Origin of the sequence: Sphaerotilus sp. (assembly GCF_034519685.1) — a bacterium.
Lineage (GTDB): Bacteria > Pseudomonadota > Gammaproteobacteria > Burkholderiales > Burkholderiaceae_C > Sphaerotilus.
Genome location: NZ_JAXHOF010000003.1, coordinates 842,487 through 858,931, shown reverse-complemented (window position 1 = coordinate 858,931; position 16,445 = coordinate 842,487). Strand labels below are relative to the sequence as shown.

Here is a 16,445-nt window from a genome sequence, read left to right as displayed (position 1 = left end):
GGCGGCGATCATAGTGGCCGGCGGGTGGAGACGCCGCGTCCCCGGGGTGGACCACTATGCAAGCGGCGACATATCGCCAGCATCCGCCTCAGGCGACAGAATCGCGCCGCCATGTCCACTGTCACTGAGAGTTTCTCCACCGCCCTGCGCCTGATCGTCGAGGTCGATGCTGCGCTGTTCGCCATTGCTGGGCTGTCGCTGCGGGTCAGTGCGCTGGCCTGCGCCGTGGGTGCGGTGGTCGGGCTGGCGCTGGGGGCGTGGCTGGCGGTGGCGACCTTTCCCGGGCGGCGGGTGGTCATCTGGGGACTGAACACGCTGCTGGCGCTGCCGTCGGTGGTGGTGGGGCTGTCGGTGTACCTGCTGCTGTCGCGTTCCGGGCCGCTCGGGTCGCTGGGCATCCTGTTCACGCCGACGGCGATGGTGGTGGCGCAGAGCATCCTGATCCTGCCGCTGATCGCGGCGCTGTCGCGGCGGCTGGTGCTCGACGGGCTGCGCGAGGGCGGAGACCAGCTGCATTCGATGGGCGCGGGGCCGCTGCTGTCGGCGGGGCTGGTGCTGCTGCACCAGCGCTTCGCGGTGCTGACGGTGCTGCTGACGGCGTTCGGGCGGGCGGTGGCCGAGGTGGGGGCGGTGATGATCGTCGGCGGCAACATCGACGGCCTGACCCGCGTGATGACGACCGCGATCGCGCTGGAGACGAGCAAGGGCGATCTGCCGCTGGCGCTGGCGCTCGGCATCGTGCTGCTGGGCGTGGTCGGGGCGCTGAATGCGGCGATCGGGCTGGTGCAGTGGCGCGCCGGGACGTCGCAGGAGGCGCTGCTGTGACCACGATCTCGGCCGCCGAAACCCTGCTCACGCTGGACGGCGCCACAGTGCGCTTCGGCGACGTGACCGCGCTGCGCGACATCCGGCTGCACCTGTGCCGGGGCGACCGGCTGGCGCTGGTCGGCGCGAACGGCTCGGGCAAGACGACGCTGCTGCGGCTGATGCACGGGCTGCAACCCTGCGAGGGACGGCGGCAGACGCACGAACTGCGCGGACAGGGTCGGTTGCCGGTCGCCGCGATGCTGTTCCAGCGGCCGTTCCTGCTGCACCTGTCGGTGTGGCGCAACCTGATGCTGGCGCTGTGGCTGGGCGGCGTGCCGCGGGCCGAGCGGCGCGCGCGCGGGCTGGACGCGCTGGCGCGGGTGGGCTTGCAGGCGACGGCGGACCGGCCGGCGCGCTCACTCTCCGGCGGGCAGCAGCAGCGGCTGGCGCTGGCGCGGGCCTGGGCGCTGCAGCCCGACATCCTCTTCCTTGACGAGCCGACCGCCAGCCTTGACCCCAGCGCCAAGCGCGAGGTCGAGGCGCTGATCGACGACTTCGCCCGCGCGGGCATGACGCTGGTGATGTCCACCCACAACCTCGGGCAGGTCAAGCGCCTGGCGACCCGGGTGGCGTATCTGGAGGCGGGGCGGCTGGTCGTCGACCGGCCGGTGGACCGTTTTTTCAATGACGAGCTGCCGCTGGAGGCGGCTCAGTTCCTCAAAGGAGAATTGCCGTGGACCTGAAACGACGCTTGGCCTTCACCACGGTGGCGACCCTCACGGTGGCGCTGGTCCTGCCGGCTGCCACGGTGCAGGCGCAGGACAAGTCGATCGTCATGGCCTCGACCACCTCGACCGACCAGTCCGGCCTGTTCGGCCACCTGCTGCCGGCGTTCAAGCAGGCCAGCGGCATCGACCTCCGCGTCGTCGCCGTCGGCACTGGCCAGGCGCTCGACATGGCGCGTCGCGGTGATGCCGACGTGGTGTTTGTCCACGACCAGGTGGCCGAGGAAAAATTCGTCGCCGACGGCTGGGGCCTGAAGCGCCAGGCCGTCATGTACAACGACTTCGTGCTGATCGGCCCGGCCAGCGACCCGGCCAAGGTCAAGGGCGGCAGCATCGCCGAAGCGCTGCTGCGTGTGGCCGCAGCCAAGGCGTCGTTCATCTCGCGCGGCGACAAGAGCGGCACCCACGCGGCCGAGCTGCGCCTGTGGAAGCAGGCGGGCGCCGACTTCGCGGTCGCCAAGCCGGCCGGCTACAAGGAATGCGGCTGCGGCATGGGTCCGGCGCTGAACATGGCGGCGAGCACCGGCGCCTACGTGCTGGCCGACCGTGGCACCTGGCTGGCGTTCAAGAACCGCGCCGACCTCGCCATCCTCGTCGAAGGCGACAAGGCGCTGTTCAACCAGTACGGGGTCATGGTCGTCAATCCCGCCAAGCACCCGCATGTGAAACAGGCGCTGGCGCAGACCTTCGCCGACTGGGTGGTGTCGCCAGCGGGGCAGGGCGTGATCGCGTCGTACAAGATCGGTGGGGAGCAGTTGTTCTTTCCGAACGCGGGGCGCTGAAGGTTCTGAGACGCCAGCGAGGGCGTCGATTCTTTGCGACAGGAGCCTGCCGGTGAGGCAGGCGCCGGCGGCATCACGGCTGCTCGTGGGTGCCTTTGGCCTTCTCCAGCAGGGCGAGCCCGCGTGCCTCTTGGCCTTGCCCACGCTCGGACCTGAGCGCAAAGCGGGTTTCCGCGTCGAACTCGGCCAGCATCAGCGTGGTCATCTCGTCGATCAAGCGGTTGATGCTGGTGCCGCGGCGGCGGGACAGCTCTTTCAGGCGCTGGTGCTTGTCGTCGGGCAGGCGGATGGTCAGAGCGGTCATGGCATTTCCTCGCGCAGAAGGGCTTCTGGGGTGATGATTTGAAGGCCCGGAAACTTCAACTGGTGCGCCAGCAGATCCCGTGTGTTGCGGGTCACGATGGCGGCGGCACCACCGGCCACGGCCAGTTCGATCAGGTGGTTGTCGCCTTCGTCACGCAGGTTCGGGCGCCAGCCGAAATAGATCCGGGTCCAACGGCAACGCGCCAGAAAAATGTCGAGCAATTCGCTGCGCTCGTGGGCGTTCAGGCGGCTGTGCTGGAACAAGGCGGAGCGTCCGAGCACATCCTCGTACTCGTTCATCAAGGTGGAACCGATCAAGGGCTGGAGTCGGCCCGTCAGGCAGGCGGCCACGACTTGATTGGCTGCCCCTGCACCAAGGCAGGCGCCGACGAAGACATTGGTGTCGATAACCACAAGCATCACGAAATGGTATCAAAGGTGATGCCATCCCGAAATCTGCCTGTGCCAGCGTTTCCTGGCAGCTGATACCGATGGGTTTCAGCGTGTCAGGCTGGTACATCTGCAAGCCCGTTCATAGCCAGCCACCCAAAATCCCCAGCTTTTGAAGGGCTCTTCAGGGTTAAGCCTAGGTTTTCCAGTCGATCCGTTATGCAGATGATTGCATAGACCCCTCCCCGGTGTGCGCCCTCGCCCGCTCGGGGCACCCACCCAACGGACGACTGCGGAGAACCGATCATGCAGAAGAGCCTTCACATCAACCCGGACAAATGCACGGGTTGCCTGCAGTGCGAAATGGCCTGCTCGTACGAGAACTACGGCGTGTTCGCGCCGGCCAAGTCGCGCATCAAGGTGTTCGACTTCCACGAGACCGGCAAGAAGGTGCCCTACACCTGCACGCAGTGTGACGAGGCTTGGTGCCTGCACGCCTGCCCGGTCGAGGCGATCACGCTCGACAAGGTCACCGGCGCCAAGGTCGTCAACGACACCACCTGCGTCGGCTGCAAGGTCTGCACGATCTCCTGCCCGTTCGGCACGATCAACTATGTGCAGGAAACCGGCAAGGTGCAGAAGTGCGACCTGTGCGGCGGCGAGCCGGCCTGTGCCGAAGCCTGCCCGACCGGCGCTATCACCTTCATCGATTCGAACTGGACCGGTCTGAACAAGATGCAGGCCTGGGCCGACAAGCTGGGCAACCAGGCCGCCTGACCCCCACTGCTTAAGGAGCACACACATGTCTTGGGCAGGAAAAATCCTCCGCGTCAACCTCACCGCTGGCACCGTCACGTCCGAGCCGCTGCGCATGGACTGGGCAAAGCTGTACCTCGGCTCCCGAGGTCTGGCCTCCAAATACCTCGTCGAAGAGATCGATCCGAAGGTCGATCCGCTGTCGGCGGACAACAAGATCATCTGGGCCACCGGCCCGCTGACCGGCACGATGGCCTCCACGGGCGGTCGCTACACGGTGGTCACCAAGGGCCCGCTGACCGGTGCCATCGCCTGCTCGAACTCGGGCGGCTACTGGGGCGCCGAGCTGAAGATGGCCGGCTGGGACATGGTCATCTTCGAAGGCACGTCGGCCAAGCCGGTGTACCTGTCGATCGAGGATGACAAGGCCGAACTGAAGGACGCTGCACACCTGTGGGGCAAGTCGGTCTGGGAGACTGAAGGCATCATCAAGAAGAGCCACCAGGATCCGCTGGTGCGCGTCTCGTCCATCGGTCTGGCCGGTGAGAACAAGGTGCTGTTCGCCGCCGTGGTGAACGACCTGCACCGTGCCGCTGGTCGCTCCGGCGTCGGCGCCGTGATGGGCAGCAAGAACCTCAAGGCGATCGCCGTGCGCGGCACCAAGGGCGTGGGCAACATTGCCAACCCCAAGGAGTTCATGAAGGTCACCTTCGAGAAGAAGAAGATCCTGCAGGACAACGCCGTGACCGGCGCCGGCCTGCCGACCTACGGCACCCAGGTGCTGATGAGCGTCATCAACGAGATGGGCGCGCTGCCCACCCGCAACCACCAGGACGTGGCCTTCGAAGGCGCCAAGGACATCGGTGCGGAAGCCATGGCCACCCCGCGTGCCACCGATGGCAAGAAGCCGCTGGTGACCAACCAGGCCTGCTTCGGCTGCACCATCGCCTGCGGCCGGATCCAGAAGATCGACCAGAACCACTTCACCGTGGACAACAAGCCGCAGTACTGGGGCGCCTCGGGCGGCCTGGAATACGAGGCGGCCTGGGCGCTGGGCGCGGCCAACGGCGTCAAGGATCTGGACGCGCTGCAGTACGCCAACGTGCTGTGCAACGAGCAGGGCATGGACCCGATCACCTTCGGCGCCACCATCGGCGCGGTGATGGAGCTGTACCAGATGGGCGTGCTCACCCAGGAGCAGCTCGGCATCGACGCCCAGTTCGGCTCGGCCCAGGCACTGGCCCACTTCGCGGAAATCACCGCCCGCGGCGAAGGCTTCGGCATCGAGATCGGCCAGGGCAGCAAGCGCCTGTGCACCAAGTACGGCCACCCCGAGCTGTCGATGAGCGTCAAGGGCCAGGAATTCCCGGCCTACGACTCGCGCGGCATCCAGGGCATGGGCCTGACCTACGCCACCTCCAACCGCGGTGCCTGCCACCTGCGCAGCTACACGGTCGCCTCGGAAGTGCTGGGCATCCCGGTCAAGACCGATCCGCTGACCGCCGATGGCAAGCCCGAACTCGTGATGGCCTTCCAGGACGCCACCGCCGCGTTCGACTCGGCCGGCATCTGCATCTTCACCAGCTTCGCCTGGGGCCTGGCCGATGTGCAGCCGCAGGTGGCGGCCGCCTGCGGCGAGGAGTTCACGCTGGAGAACCTGTCGCTGATCGGCGAGCGGATCTGGAACATGGAGCGCGACTTCAACAACCGCGCCGGCTTCACCAGCAAGGACGACACGTTGCCCAAGCGCCTGCTGGAAGAGCCGGCCAAGACGGGCCCCGCCAAGGGCCTGGTCAACAAGCTGCCCGAGATGCTGCCCAAGTACTACGACATCCGTGGTTGGGACGGCGACGGCCAGCTCAAGGCCGCCACGCGCGAGCGCCTGGGGCTGTGACCGGCTTGTGCTGAACTGAACAACAAGGCGGTCGACGACCGCCTTGTTTTTTTGAAGAGACCGAACATGAAACATGTGATCCTGGGCGCCGGGCCGGCCGGCATCATCGCCGCAGAAACCATCCGCAAGCACGCGCCGAACGACGAGATCCTCGTGATCGGCGATGAGCCTGAGGCGCCGTATTCGCGCATGGCGATTCCTTACCTGCTGATCGGCAAGGTCGGCGAAGAGGGCACCTACCTGCGCCACGGCGTCGATCACTACGCGAAGCTGGGCATCACGCTGCGCCGCGCCCGCGCCAAGCATGTCGACGTCGAAGGCCGCGCGGTCGATCTGGACGATGGCACCACGGTGGTCTTCGACCGCCTGCTGATCGCCACCGGCTCCTCGCCGGCCACGCCGCCGATCCCGGGCATCCACGGCCGCGGCGTCCACCCCTGCTGGACGCTGAAGGATGCGCGCGCCATCATGGAACTGGCCCAGCCCGGGGCCAAGGTGCTGCAGATGGGCGCCGGCTTCATCGGCTGCATCATCATGGAGGCGCTGGCGATGCGCGGCGTCGAGCTGACGGTGGTGGAGATGGGCGACCGGATGGTGCCGCGCATGATGGGCCCGACGGCCGGGACCATGATCAAGGACTGGTGCGAGGCCAAGCACGTCAAGGTCCACACCGGCGCCCGCGTCGAGGCGATCGAACGGCCCGAGCCTGGCATCCTCGACAAGCTGGCCGACATCATGGCCGACATGGCCGGCCTGAAGCCGGCGCACAAGGTGGCCCCGATGTCGGTGCGCCTGTCCACGGGCGAACACCTGGAGGCCGATCTGGTCATCAGCGCCACCGGCGTGCGGCCGAACATCGGATTCCTGGAGCACTCGGGCATCACCTGCCTGGTCGGCGTGCTGACGGATGAACATCTGCAGACCAATGTGCCCGGCATCTACGCCGCCGGTGACTGCGCCGAAGCCTTCGACAAGGTCAGCGGCACCACCATCGTCAGCGCCATCCAGCCCAACGCCGCCGAGCAGGCGCGTGTGGCGGCGCTGAACATGGTTGGCCAGAAGGCCGAGCTGAAGGGCGTCACGCAGATCAACGTGCTCGACACGCTGGGCATGATCTCGGCGTCGTTCGGCAAATGGGACGGCGTGCCGGGTGGGCAGCATGTGGAGCTCACGGACCTCGCCGCAGGCCGCCACCTCAGCCTGCAGTTCGACGGCGACCAGATGGTCGGCTGCAACTCGATCGGCTGGACCGAGCATGTGGGTGTCATGCGCGGGCTGGTGGAGGGCGAGGTTCGCCTGGGTGAGTGGAAGGACAAGCTGATGGCCGATCCGACGCTGCTGATGGAGGCCTACATCGCCTGTGCGCAGGGGCAGCACCAATTCGTCGCCGGCAAGTGGTGAGGTCAGGGCCGTGCAGATCACGTTCAAGCTCTACGCCTCGCTGACCGACTACCTGCCGGCCGACCGGCGCACCAGCAACTGGATGGCGCTGGAGATCGCGCCCGACTCGACCATCGCCACCATCATCGCGCCGTTCAACCTGCCGATGAACCTGGTGCACCTGGTGCTCATCAACGGCGTCTATGTCTACCCGGCGGACCGGGCCACACGCACGCTGGTCGATGGCGATGTGCTGGCGATCTGGCCGCCGATCGCGGGGGGCTGAGCTGTGATCGGCCACTACGCGGCGGAGTTCGAGCGCGACCAGGGGTGCACCGAGGCGGAGTGGCTGGCCTGGTTGCCCGGGGCGGTGCGGGGCCATGCGCTGACCTTGTCCCGTCCGGGGGGCGGCGCGCGCGTGGACATCGACACAGGCACGCTCGACCTGGCGTGGCATGCACTGCCGCCGCGCCAGATCGCGCTGGTGCGCCTGCCGCGCTTGGCGATCCGCTTCCGCTTCGTCGGGGTGGACGAGGACGCCCGGCAGCGCTTCATGCGCTACTTCGATCTCTACATGCAGCGCGGCGGCGGCTGAGGCGGCGCGCTGGTGTGCGGTATCGTCGCGGGCATGAAAACCCGCGGCATCCACCTGCAATACACCTTCGGCGAACCCGACCAGCGCGGCGCCGATCTGCGCAACCCGTTGTTCGACCTGCTGGGCGCCGTGCGCGAATACGGATCGATCCAGCACGCCGCCAAGGCGCTCGGCGCGTCCTACCGCCACGTCTGGGGTTCACTCAAGCAATGGGAAGAAGCCCTGGGCGAGTCACTCGTGACCTGGACGCAGGGGCAGCCTTCGCGCCTGACGCCGTTCGCGGACCGGCTGCTGTGGGCCGAGACCCGTGCCCGCACCCGGCTGACGCCGCACATCGAGGCGCTGCGGGTCGAGCTGGAGCGGGTGCTGACCGAGGCGTTCGACGGCTCGCAGCAGGTGCTGACCGTCTACGCCAGCCATGACGTGGCCCTGCCGCGGCTGCGCGAACTGGCCAGCGCGGACGAGCGGCTCCACATCGACCTGCGCTTCGCCGGCAGCGTCGATGCGCTGCGGGCGCTGGCCGAGGGACGCTGTCTGGTGGCCGGCTTCCACGTGCCGCGCATCCAGACCGCCGCGCCGCTGTTCTCGCAGGCCCTCAAGCCGCTGCTCAAGCCCGGCCTGCACAAGCTCATCGGCTGCACCCGGCGCATGCAAGGGCTGATCGTCGCGCCGGGCAATCCGCTGGGCCTGCGCACGCTGCAGGATCTGGCGAGCCGGCCGGTGCGCTTCGTCAACCGGCAGGAAGGCTCGGCCACGCGGCTGCTGGCCGACCACCTGCTGCAGCAGGCGGCGGTGGACGCCGCCGCGATCACGAGTTTCTTCGACCCGCCGGAGGACAGCCACCTCGCCGTGGCCGCCGCGATCGCCAGCGGGCTGGGCGACGTGGGGCTGGGCATCGAGGCGGCGGCGCAGGCCTTCGGGCTGTCGTTCGTGCCGATCGTGGCGGAGGACTATTTCCTGGTCTGCCTGAAGGACACGCTGGAGCACCCGGCCGTGCTGCGGCTGCGGCAGGTGCTGCAGGGGCAGCGCTGGCAGCAGGCGCTCAAGACCCTGCCGGGCTACGAGGTGGCGGAGGAGATCGGCGAGGTGCTGTCGCTGACGCGGGCGCTGCCGTGGTGGACGCTCAAGGGGTCGAGGTCGTCCGGCGTGTCGATGTCGCGCAAGCAGCCCGCGTCCTCGTCTGCGGCCAGCCAGGTGAGCTGATCCGGCTGCTGGCGCAGCAGGTCGCGGGCGCCGTGGTCGCCGTCGAGCGCCTGCAGCGACGCCAGCCAGCGCGGCGCGAAGCCGACCGGGTGCCCCGCCTGCCCATGGTGCCGGGGCCGCACGATCGACGCGCCGGCCTGCAAGGCCTCGCCAACCGCGACGAGCGTGGCCGGCGCGATGGCCGGCATGTCCCCGAGCGCGACCAGCACGGCGCGGTCCGCCGGTGAATGTGCCACCCCGTCGGCCAGACTCGCGCCCATGCCCCGTGCCGCCCGGGCGCTGACCACCACCTCGGCGCCCTGTGCGCGCAGCAGGGCAGCCAGGTCGTCGCGGCCCTCGCGCACCACGGCGATGACCGGCCCGCCGTTCAGCCGCTGCAACGCCGCCTGCAGCCGTCGCAGCGATTCGAGCACGACCGGCGTGCCGTCCGGCAGCCGCGCCGTGAGCTTGTCGTCACCGCCCGCGGCCCGGAAGCGCTCGCCGCGGCCGGCGGCCAGCAGCAGGCCGCAGATCACGAGGCGGCCGTCAGCGCACACCCTGACCCCGATCCAGGCCCCATCCCGGCCACCGCCGATCCCACTTTCTTCTGCTGCAACACCACCCCATTGCGCACTGCGATCACTTCAGCCACCACCGACACCGCGATCTCCGCTGGCGTGCGGCTGCCGAGGTCCAGCCCGATCGGCCCGTGCAGCCGGTCGATCTCGGCGGCCGACAGGTCGAACAGCGCCAGCCGCTCCTTGCGCTTGGCCGTGTTGCTGCGCGAGCCGAGCGCGCCGATGTAGAAGGCCGGCGACTTCAGCGCCTCCAGCAGCACCAGGTCGTCGAGCATGGCGGTGCTGAACGTCGTGCCGGCCACGTCCCAGCCCAGGTGGTATTCCTCGCGCGGGTCGCAGACGATCACCTCGAAGTCGAGCATCAGCGCCATCTGCGCCACCGCGCGCGACAACTGCTCCGCGCCGATGACCAGCATCCGCCAGCGCGGCCCGAACAGCGCCCGCACCTCGTCGATCCACGCGGTCGATCACCGCCAGCAGCGCGCCGGGCGGGCGGGGCGCCGAGACCCAGGTCTCGATCACCGTCACCAGCCAGACGGCGTGGCACGCGGCGCGCCAGTCGCGCGCCTGTTGAAGTACTTGCAGGTCCAGGCTGCCCATCTCGGGTCTCCGGGCCGATCGACCGCTACCGCGTGCCCAGCACCTGCTGCTCGTAGACCGGGTACAGGTGCGCGACGTTGCGCACGTACTCGGTCCTGAACGCCGCCCAGTCGCGGAACTCGGCCGGCACCGGCGCACGCAGCACCTCGTTCATCTCCCAGCCCTGTGCCGCCCAGCGGCTGAAGTGCTGGTCGAGCCACTGCAGGTAGCGCCGGGTCTGGCCGATGCCGTCGCGGGCGGCGGCGGCCGTGGTCTGCACCGGTCCGTGGCTCGGCACCAGCGTGCGCAGGTTCAGCGCCTCCAGCGCGTCCAGCGACTTCAGCCACGCCGGCACCAGCGCGTGCGGCGTCGTCGGGATGCGCTGCACGAACACCAGCCCGCCGACGAAGGCCACGCCGCTCGTGCGGTCGATCAGCACCAGGTCCGACGCCGTGTGGCCGCTGAACTCGCGCAGCTCGAAGCTGCGCTGGCCGACCGTCCAGACGCTGCCGGCCGGGGCCATTGCGGTGGTGGCGGGCGTGTCGCGGTCTGGTGCCACGGTCTCGGTGCCGAGCATCCAGTCGCCGCAGAGGCGGTAGAGGTTGGTCTCGTAGGCGGCGGCCTCGCGGGCGACACCGGCGCGGGTCAGCGGTGTGGCGGCGCGCGGCACATCCGCAAAGCCCTGGTTGCCGAGGAAATAGTCGGGGTGCAGGTTGAGCTGCACCACCTGCACGACCGGCTCCTGCGTCGTGCGCGCGATCAGCGCCCGCAGCTGCTCGCCATAACGCTTGCTGGTGCCGGTGTTGATGACCACGACACCGGCGCCCGTGGTGATGAAGCCGGTGTTGATGATGTTGCAGCCATTGGCCACCGTGAAATCGTCGTTGGCGCCTTCGACGACATAGACACCCTCGGCCAGCGCGCGGGCGCGCAGGCCGTAGTCGAAACGGGCCAGATCGACCTTGGGCGCCTCGGCGAAGACCAGGGCCGGCACCGCCGCCAGCAGCGCCAGGGCCACTGCGAGCAAGAAGGTCTGGACCGAGAAGGTGGACGGTCTGCTCATGCGTTCACTCCAGCCGCGCGTCGATGCGGTTGCCGTTGTTGTCGGTGCCGACGATGCGCAGGGCGCCGGCCGGCTTGACGGGGAAGTCGAACGAGAACACCGGGTTCTCGCTGACCGGCTCGAAGGTCTGCAGGCGCAGCAGCTCCTTGTCCTGTGTGTCGCGCACCGACAGCCGGTTGACATAGAAGGCCGGGATGCCGCCGACCAGGCCGGTGTCCATCGGGTGCATGACCTTCAGGCGCAGGCGCGAACCGGTGGCGGTCTCAGCGGGTTCGCCCGGGATGGGCGTGGCATCGAAGACCCGCGCGCTGACCAGGCCGAGCGTCTGTGTCCAGGATCCGTCCTTGCGGGTCGCGCCCGAGACGGTGCAGCCACCGCCGGCCGAGTCGACCAGGGTGCCGCCGACATGCCAGACACCGTCCGCCGTGCGCGCAGCGGCACGGATCGGGCTGGCCTGTTCCAGCTTGAAGCGGAACGAGACACTGGGCAGGGCGGTCAGCGGCTGGTATTCGAGCACCTTGCGGATCGGGTTGCGGTCCACCAGCACGATGATGCGGTCCACGCCCGGCAAGTCCTTCACCGAGACCGTGATCGGCACATTCATCGGGTCTTCGGCGAACGCCGGGCCGCGCACCTGCACCCGGTCGTCGAACACGGCCTTGGCCGTCGGACCGAGGAATTCCTTGCGCATGTCGACCCAGGGGTGCGACTGGTAAGGATCCCCCTCGAACGGGTCGGCACCCGGGGCCGCGGTGGCCGGGGTGAGCCACAGCGACAGCGACAGCAGCGCGGTGGCGGTCAGGATCGGGCGGCTAGGCATGGCGTGGGACTCCTGTTCCAGTTCCTGTTCTGGCGTGGGCTCAGAAACGCCGCAGGTAGCGCAGCGAGACCAGGGCATTGCGCGGCGCGGCGGGCTCGAAGAAGCGGCCGTTGCCGTCGTTGACGATGACGCTGCCGACGACACGCCGGCCGGCGACGTTGTCCAGCCGCGCCAGCAGCTGCAGATCGGCCGCGGCATCGACCGGCCAGCGGTGGCTGTAGCGCAGGTTGACCAGACCGTGGCCGGCGGCGTGGTCGGTGTTGGTGTCGTTCACCACCGTGCGGCCCTGCGCGCGCCATTCGACGGCGGCTTCGGCGTCCGGGCTCCACGGCGTGACCCAGGCCAGCTCCGCATAGGCGGAGGCCGGCTGGGTGCCGGCGATGCGGTTGCCGGCCGGCACGGTGGTGGTGTTGGTCGTGGCGGTCAGCGTGCAGGGGATGCCGGTGCAGGTCACGAAGGCGTCGGCGTACCGGGCGTGCAGCAGCGTCACGGCCAGCTGCGCCCGCAGCCCCGGCACCACGCGCCAGCCGGCCGCGAGTTCGGCGCCCCAGCGTTCGGTGCGGCCGACGTTGCGGAACGAGGAGCGTCCGCCGGCATTGGTCGCCACACCGATCTCCTGGTCGGTGTCGATGCGGAACACGGTGGCGTCCAGCGCCAGGCCGCCTTCGCGCCACTTGGCGCCGAGTTCGACCTGGCGGCTGGTCTGGGCCTGCAGGTCGGTGTTGAAGCCGCTGGTGCCGTCCGGGCGGTAGGCCAGCTCACCCAGCGTCGGCGATTCATGTCCGCGCGAGGCGGCGGCGTGCAGTGTCAGCGCGGAACTGGCACGCCAGCGCAGGCCGGCCACCGGGTTGGTGTAGCGGTAGTCGAGCGCGCCCGAGTCGTCCCCGTTGGCCAGGTAAGCGTCCTGCACACGCATGCGGACCTGCCCGCTGCGCACGCCCAGGCTTGCCTGCCAGTCGGAGGCGAAGGCCCAGTCGGCCTGTGCATAAGCCTCGCGGGTGCTGGCACGGTTGGTTTCGTCGCGGCGCAAGGTGCCGGCCACGCCCAATGCGGTGGGGGCGGCGGCCGTGCCGGTGTAGTTGTTGTAGCCGAGGCGTTCGTCGGTCTGTGTCTCGACGTTCACCCCCGTGGTCAGGTCGACCGTGTCCCAGCGCCACAGGGCGCGGGCGTCGACCCCCTGGTACTTGCGGTCGAAATCGATCAGTCCGCCGCCGTGGCGCACATTGGCCTGTGTCCCCGGAGGGATCGCGAGGAACTGCATCACGCCCCGCGAGCCCGTGTAGCCGCTCAGCTGCGTGTGCGCCAGCGGGCCGGCGTCGCGGAACTGGTGGGTCCAGCTGGCACCGGCCTGGGTCTGGCGGATGACCTTGCGGGTGCCGTACTGGCTGGCGACGGAGGTGGTCTGGTCCGGATCGGCCTCGAACTGGGCACGCGACAGACCGAGCGGGTCGGCGGCGGTCTGGTTCTGGTCACTGACGGTGAAGCTCACGCGGTCGCGCTCGCCCTTCCAGCCCAGCCGGGCGGTGGCGAGCTGGCGATCGGCGCCGCTCTGCGGACGGAAACCATCGACCGACAGGCGCGACAGATTGGCGGACACGTCGAATCCCTCGCCCAGCGGTGCCGCCACCGACACCCGCCCCTGGCGCAGGCCGAAGCTGCCGGCATCGACGCCCAGCTCGAACTGCCGCTCGCGCACCGGCTTCGAGAACAGCGCGATCACGCCCCCCGAGGAGTTGCCGTACAGCGCCGAGAACGGCCCGCGCAGCACCTCGACCCGCTCGGCCCCGGCGAGGTCGAAGTGTGCGACCTGACCTTGCCCGTCCGGCATGGAGGCGGGAATGCCGTCCGCATACAGCCGCAGCCCGCGCACGCCAAAACCCGCCCGGGCGCCGAAGCCGCGCGAGCTGATCTGCAGATCCTGGGCGTAGTTGTTGCGGTTGGCCACCACCAGCCCTGGCACGCGGGCCAGCGACTCGGACAGGTTGACCATCGGACCGCTGTTGCGCAGCGCCTCGCTGCCCACCGAGGTGATGGCGTAGGGCACTTCGGTCAGTCGGCGCTCGCGGGGGGAGCCGGTGACGACGACGGTGTCCAGCGAGGCGTCTGCGGGCGTCTGGGCGCGGGCGGCGTCGGGCATGCCGGTCCACAGGCAGGCGAGGGCGGCGACGGCCGCGATCGGATGCAGGCGTGGCCGGAGGGAGTGAGCAGCAGCGGCGGAGCGGGCAGTCGGGGTCATGGTCGGTTCGGTGGGAGGAATCGGTCAGGGCCAAGCGCTGTGGTCCCAGGGTGGAGATGTACCCGTGCGGTACCGACCTCTGCCAGTCGGCATTTACCCGGTCCGGGGTGGTCGCTGCGCCAGAAAGTGACAGTGCGCCACCAGCTCAAGTTCATCCCCGGCGCGCCCGATATGAGCGAGAACCTCTCCTGGAGCGGGGCCCACGGTGGCCCCGGACGTTCATGCATGCCATCCGACCACTCGCCGCCCTGGTGTCCCTTGCCCTGATCTCGCCGCTGGCCATGGGACAGAACGCCAGCGGGGTGCGTGCCTTGGCCGATCTGTCGCTGGAAGACCTGATGCGGGTCGAGGTGGTCAGCGCCAGCCGTGGCAGCGACCGCCTGGGCGATGTGGCCGCGCCCGTGTTCGTCATCACCCGCGACGACATCCTGCGCACCGGCGTGCGTTCGCTGCCGGAAGCGCTGCGGCTCGCGCCGGGGGTGGACGTGGCGCGCCTGTCCGGGGCCCGCTGGGCGGTGGGTGTGCGTGGGGATGCGGGCCGGTTTTCCAACAAGCTGCAGGTGCTGATCGACGGGCGCAGCATCTACTCGCCGCTGTTTTCCGGCGTGATGTGGGAAACCCAGCGCGTGCCGATGACCGACATCGAGCGCATCGAGATCATCCGCGGACCGGCGGGGGCCGTCTGGGGGGCCAATGCGGTCAACGGGGTGATCAACATCATCACCCGGCAGGCACAGGACAGCCTGGGCCGGCAGGTCGATGTGGAGCTTGGCAGCGAGGGCGCGGCGGTCATCCACGGCAGCCACAGCAGCGGCAATGCGGCGCAGGGGGCGTGGCGCCTGTACGCCCAGATCGACGGGACCGGACAGTCCTCCGATCCTTCGGGCGGCGAGGCCAACGATGCCTCGATCGTCCGCACCGCCGGACTGCGCCACGACCGCGAGATCGACGCCGACACCCGGATCAGCACCCAGGCGCAGCTGCTGCACTCCCGCAGCGAGGACACCCGCCTGCGGCCCGTGGTGGTGGCGCCGTATCTGCTGCAGTCTCCGACGACCCAGACCATCAGCCGGGCCCACGCCCATGCGACGCTGACCCGCCGTCTGGCGCCCGACGCCCAGCTCACGGTTGCCGGCATGCTCGTCATCGAGTCCGGCGAAGAACGTGGCTCGCTGAGCATCGACAGCCAGACGGCCGATCTGGAACTCGCCCATGCGTTCCGGCCAGCGGCATCGGCGCACCAGATCACCTGGGGGCTGGGCACCCGCCTGTATGCGGACCACAACCAGACGCAGGGTCTCGGGCAATTCACGCCGGCGCGTCGGCGCCTGCTGGACTGGCGCCTGTTCGCCCAGGACCGCTGGGTGGGGTTCGACGACCGGCTGTCGGTGGTGGGCGGGCTGCGCGTGGACCACACCTATTTCGCGGGCACCCGCAGCCAGCCGAGTCTGGCCGTGGCCTGGAAACAGACCCCCGACACGACGCTGTGGTCCTCGCTGTCGCGGGCGATCCGTGTGCCGTCGCGCGGCGAAGAGGACGCCGATCTGGCCGTGGCCGTGATTCCGCCGGGTCGGGCGGGCAATCCACTGCCCATCCTGCTGCGATCCGGCTCCGGTGCGCCTACCTTGGTCGAGTCGGTGGAGGCACTGCAGGCGGGGCTGCGCAGCCGTGTCGACGAGCGGCTGGCGCTGGACGCGACCGTGTTCCGGCAGGTCTACGACCCGCTCAGTTTCCACTACTCGGTGCCCGTCAATCCACAGGTCGTGATGGCCCAGAACCCGTACATCGACGCTTCGCTGGACCGGGTGGCCGGACGGGCTGTCGTGCGTGGGGTGGAGCTGTCGGCTGACTGGCGGCCCCTGCCTTCGCTGCGCCAGCAGCTTGGCTACACCTGGCTGTCGACCGAGGTGCCGGAAACCGTCTCCCGCAACGGCAATGCCCTGAGCCAGAGCCCGAAGCACCTGCTCACGCTGCGCCTGTCCTATGACGTTTCGCCCCACCTCAGCGTGGATGCCTGGGCGCGCTACATTGGCTCCCGCGGCCAGGATCCGGCCTCGCCTAGCTATCTCCCGGCTCGCAAGGTACTGGACCTGAGCGCACGCTGGTCGGTGGCCCGCAATGTGGTGCTGAGCGCCCGGGCCTACAACCTGGGCGGGCCGCGGCGGGTGGAGATCCACCCGGACATCGGCTACTCCAAGCCGGTCGAGGTGGCGCCTGGCGTCGGGTTACGCGTCGAGCTCAGCCACTGACCGACCGACGCGCCGCACCACACTTCTTCAATCCCCGACATGGCTG

Annotated in this window: 15 protein-coding genes and 3 pseudogenes; 10 read left to right on the top strand and 8 right to left on the bottom strand. The window is 69.3% G+C overall.

Annotated features, from left to right (window positions below; all coding sequences use genetic code 11):
• Positions 1-111: 111 nt before the first annotated feature.
• Genes U5O44_RS07640 through U5O44_RS07630 form a run of 3 tightly spaced genes read left to right on the top strand, consistent with a single transcriptional unit; the run spans position 112 to position 2,374 of the window.
• On the top strand, positions 112-825 hold the full coding sequence (locus U5O44_RS07640) for an ABC transporter permease (protein WP_322587843.1): 714 nt from the start codon (positions 112-114) through the stop codon (positions 823-825).
• A complete protein-coding gene (locus U5O44_RS07635) occupies positions 822-1,550 on the top strand; it encodes an ATP-binding cassette domain-containing protein (RefSeq protein WP_322587842.1) in 729 nt (242 codons plus the stop codon). Before U5O44_RS07640 ends, U5O44_RS07635 begins: the two co-directional genes overlap by 4 nt.
• Positions 1,551-1,588: 38 nt before the next feature.
• Positions 1,589-2,374 carry an ABC transporter substrate-binding protein gene (locus U5O44_RS07630; RefSeq protein ID WP_322588488.1) on the top strand — a complete coding sequence of 262 codons (786 nt, stop codon included), beginning with the start codon at positions 1,589-1,591 and terminating at the stop codon, positions 2,372-2,374.
• A gap of 73 nt (positions 2,375-2,447) precedes the next feature.
• Here U5O44_RS07630 and U5O44_RS07625 read toward each other — a convergent pair whose 3' ends face one another.
• On the bottom strand, positions 2,448-2,678 hold the full coding sequence (locus U5O44_RS07625) for a toxin-antitoxin system HicB family antitoxin (RefSeq protein ID WP_322587841.1): 231 nt from the start codon (positions 2,676-2,678) through the stop codon (positions 2,448-2,450).
• A complete protein-coding gene (locus U5O44_RS07620; protein ID WP_322587840.1) occupies positions 2,675-3,097 on the bottom strand; it encodes a putative toxin-antitoxin system toxin component, PIN family in 423 nt (140 codons plus the stop codon). The genes U5O44_RS07625 and U5O44_RS07620 overlap by 4 nt, the downstream gene beginning before the upstream one ends.
• A gap of 276 nt (positions 3,098-3,373) precedes the next feature.
• On the opposite strand from U5O44_RS07620, the gene U5O44_RS07615 reads away from it, so the two are divergent.
• The 6 genes from U5O44_RS07615 to U5O44_RS07590 all read left to right on the top strand — a co-directional run bounded on the left by U5O44_RS07615 (position 3,374) and on the right by U5O44_RS07590 (position 8,895).
• A complete protein-coding gene (locus U5O44_RS07615; RefSeq protein WP_322587839.1) occupies positions 3,374-3,844 on the top strand; it encodes a 4Fe-4S dicluster domain-containing protein in 471 nt (156 codons plus the stop codon).
• Between the two features lie 25 nt (positions 3,845-3,869).
• Positions 3,870-5,717, top strand: coding sequence for an aldehyde ferredoxin oxidoreductase family protein (locus U5O44_RS07610; protein WP_322587838.1), 1,848 nt, complete (start codon positions 3,870-3,872; stop codon positions 5,715-5,717).
• Positions 5,718-5,783: 66 nt separating this feature from the next.
• A complete protein-coding gene (locus U5O44_RS07605) occupies positions 5,784-7,118 on the top strand; it encodes an NAD(P)/FAD-dependent oxidoreductase (RefSeq protein WP_322587837.1) in 1,335 nt (444 codons plus the stop codon).
• 10 nt (positions 7,119-7,128) lie between these two features.
• Positions 7,129-7,383 carry a sulfur carrier protein ThiS gene (gene thiS, locus U5O44_RS07600; RefSeq protein WP_322587836.1) on the top strand — a complete coding sequence of 85 codons (255 nt, stop codon included), beginning with the start codon at positions 7,129-7,131 and terminating at the stop codon, positions 7,381-7,383.
• A 3-nt stretch (positions 7,384-7,386) separates the two neighbouring features.
• Positions 7,387-7,692: a hypothetical protein gene (locus tag U5O44_RS07595; protein ID WP_322587835.1), complete on the top strand. Its 306-nt coding sequence runs from the start codon at positions 7,387-7,389 to the stop codon at positions 7,690-7,692.
• A gap of 33 nt (positions 7,693-7,725) precedes the next feature.
• A complete protein-coding gene (locus tag U5O44_RS07590; protein ID WP_416222139.1) occupies positions 7,726-8,895 on the top strand; it encodes a substrate-binding domain-containing protein in 1,170 nt (389 codons plus the stop codon).
• A gap of 17 nt (positions 8,896-8,912) precedes the next feature.
• Here U5O44_RS07590 and U5O44_RS07585 read toward each other — a convergent pair.
• From U5O44_RS07585 to U5O44_RS07565, 6 genes and pseudogenes are all read right to left on the bottom strand, one after another.
• A pseudogene (locus U5O44_RS07585) lies at positions 8,913-9,410 on the bottom strand (nucleotidyltransferase family protein); the annotation flags it as partial.
• Positions 9,407-9,889 (bottom strand): annotated as a pseudogene (locus U5O44_RS07580) (XdhC family protein); the annotation flags it as partial. The pseudogenes U5O44_RS07580 and U5O44_RS07585, both read right to left, overlap by 4 nt.
• 67 nt (positions 9,890-9,956) lie before the next feature.
• A pseudogene (locus U5O44_RS23025) lies at positions 9,957-10,052 on the bottom strand (hypothetical protein); the annotation flags it as partial.
• A 25-nt stretch (positions 10,053-10,077) separates the two neighbouring features.
• A complete protein-coding gene (locus U5O44_RS07575; RefSeq protein WP_322587833.1) occupies positions 10,078-11,094 on the bottom strand; it encodes a quinoprotein relay system zinc metallohydrolase 1 in 1,017 nt (338 codons plus the stop codon).
• A gap of 4 nt (positions 11,095-11,098) precedes the next feature.
• Positions 11,099-11,914 (bottom strand): quinoprotein dehydrogenase-associated SoxYZ-like carrier, encoded by an 816-nt coding sequence (locus U5O44_RS07570; protein ID WP_322587832.1) that lies wholly within the window; start codon positions 11,912-11,914, stop codon positions 11,099-11,101.
• 40 nt (positions 11,915-11,954) lie between these two features.
• Complete coding sequence (locus U5O44_RS07565; protein ID WP_322587831.1) at positions 11,955-14,150, bottom strand: TonB-dependent receptor family protein; 2,196 nt, start codon at positions 14,148-14,150, stop codon at positions 11,955-11,957.
• A gap of 221 nt (positions 14,151-14,371) precedes the next feature.
• Between U5O44_RS07565 and U5O44_RS07560 the strand changes: the two genes are divergently transcribed.
• Positions 14,372-16,399, top strand: coding sequence for a TonB-dependent receptor plug domain-containing protein (locus U5O44_RS07560; protein ID WP_322587830.1), 2,028 nt, complete (start codon positions 14,372-14,374; stop codon positions 16,397-16,399).
• Positions 16,400-16,445: the final 46 nt, after the last annotated feature.

Excerpts from the sequence above, each read along its gene's own strand:
- U5O44_RS07575 (WP_322587833.1), bottom strand. The coding sequence starts at position 11,094 with ATGAGCAGACCGTCCACCTTCTCGGTCCAGACCTTCTTGCTCGCAGTG.
- U5O44_RS07610 (WP_322587838.1), top strand. The coding sequence starts at position 3,870 with ATGTCTTGGGCAGGAAAAATCCTCCGCGTCAACCTCACCGCTGGCACC.
- U5O44_RS07620 (WP_322587840.1), bottom strand. The coding sequence starts at position 3,097 with ATGCTTGTGGTTATCGACACCAATGTCTTCGTCGGCGCCTGCCTTGGT.
- U5O44_RS07560 (WP_322587830.1), top strand. The coding sequence starts at position 14,372 with ATGCATGCCATCCGACCACTCGCCGCCCTGGTGTCCCTTGCCCTGATC.
- U5O44_RS07640 (WP_322587843.1), top strand. The coding sequence starts at position 112 with ATGTCCACTGTCACTGAGAGTTTCTCCACCGCCCTGCGCCTGATCGTC.
- U5O44_RS07605 (WP_322587837.1), top strand. The coding sequence starts at position 5,784 with ATGAAACATGTGATCCTGGGCGCCGGGCCGGCCGGCATCATCGCCGCA.
- U5O44_RS07625 (WP_322587841.1), bottom strand. The coding sequence starts at position 2,678 with ATGACCGCTCTGACCATCCGCCTGCCCGACGACAAGCACCAGCGCCTG.
- U5O44_RS07590 (WP_416222139.1), top strand. The coding sequence starts at position 7,726 with ATGAAAACCCGCGGCATCCACCTGCAATACACCTTCGGCGAACCCGAC.
- U5O44_RS07565 (WP_322587831.1), bottom strand. The coding sequence starts at position 14,150 with ATGACCCCGACTGCCCGCTCCGCCGCTGCTGCTCACTCCCTCCGGCCA.
- U5O44_RS07615 (WP_322587839.1), top strand. The coding sequence starts at position 3,374 with ATGCAGAAGAGCCTTCACATCAACCCGGACAAATGCACGGGTTGCCTG.
- U5O44_RS07570 (WP_322587832.1), bottom strand. The coding sequence starts at position 11,914 with ATGCCTAGCCGCCCGATCCTGACCGCCACCGCGCTGCTGTCGCTGTCG.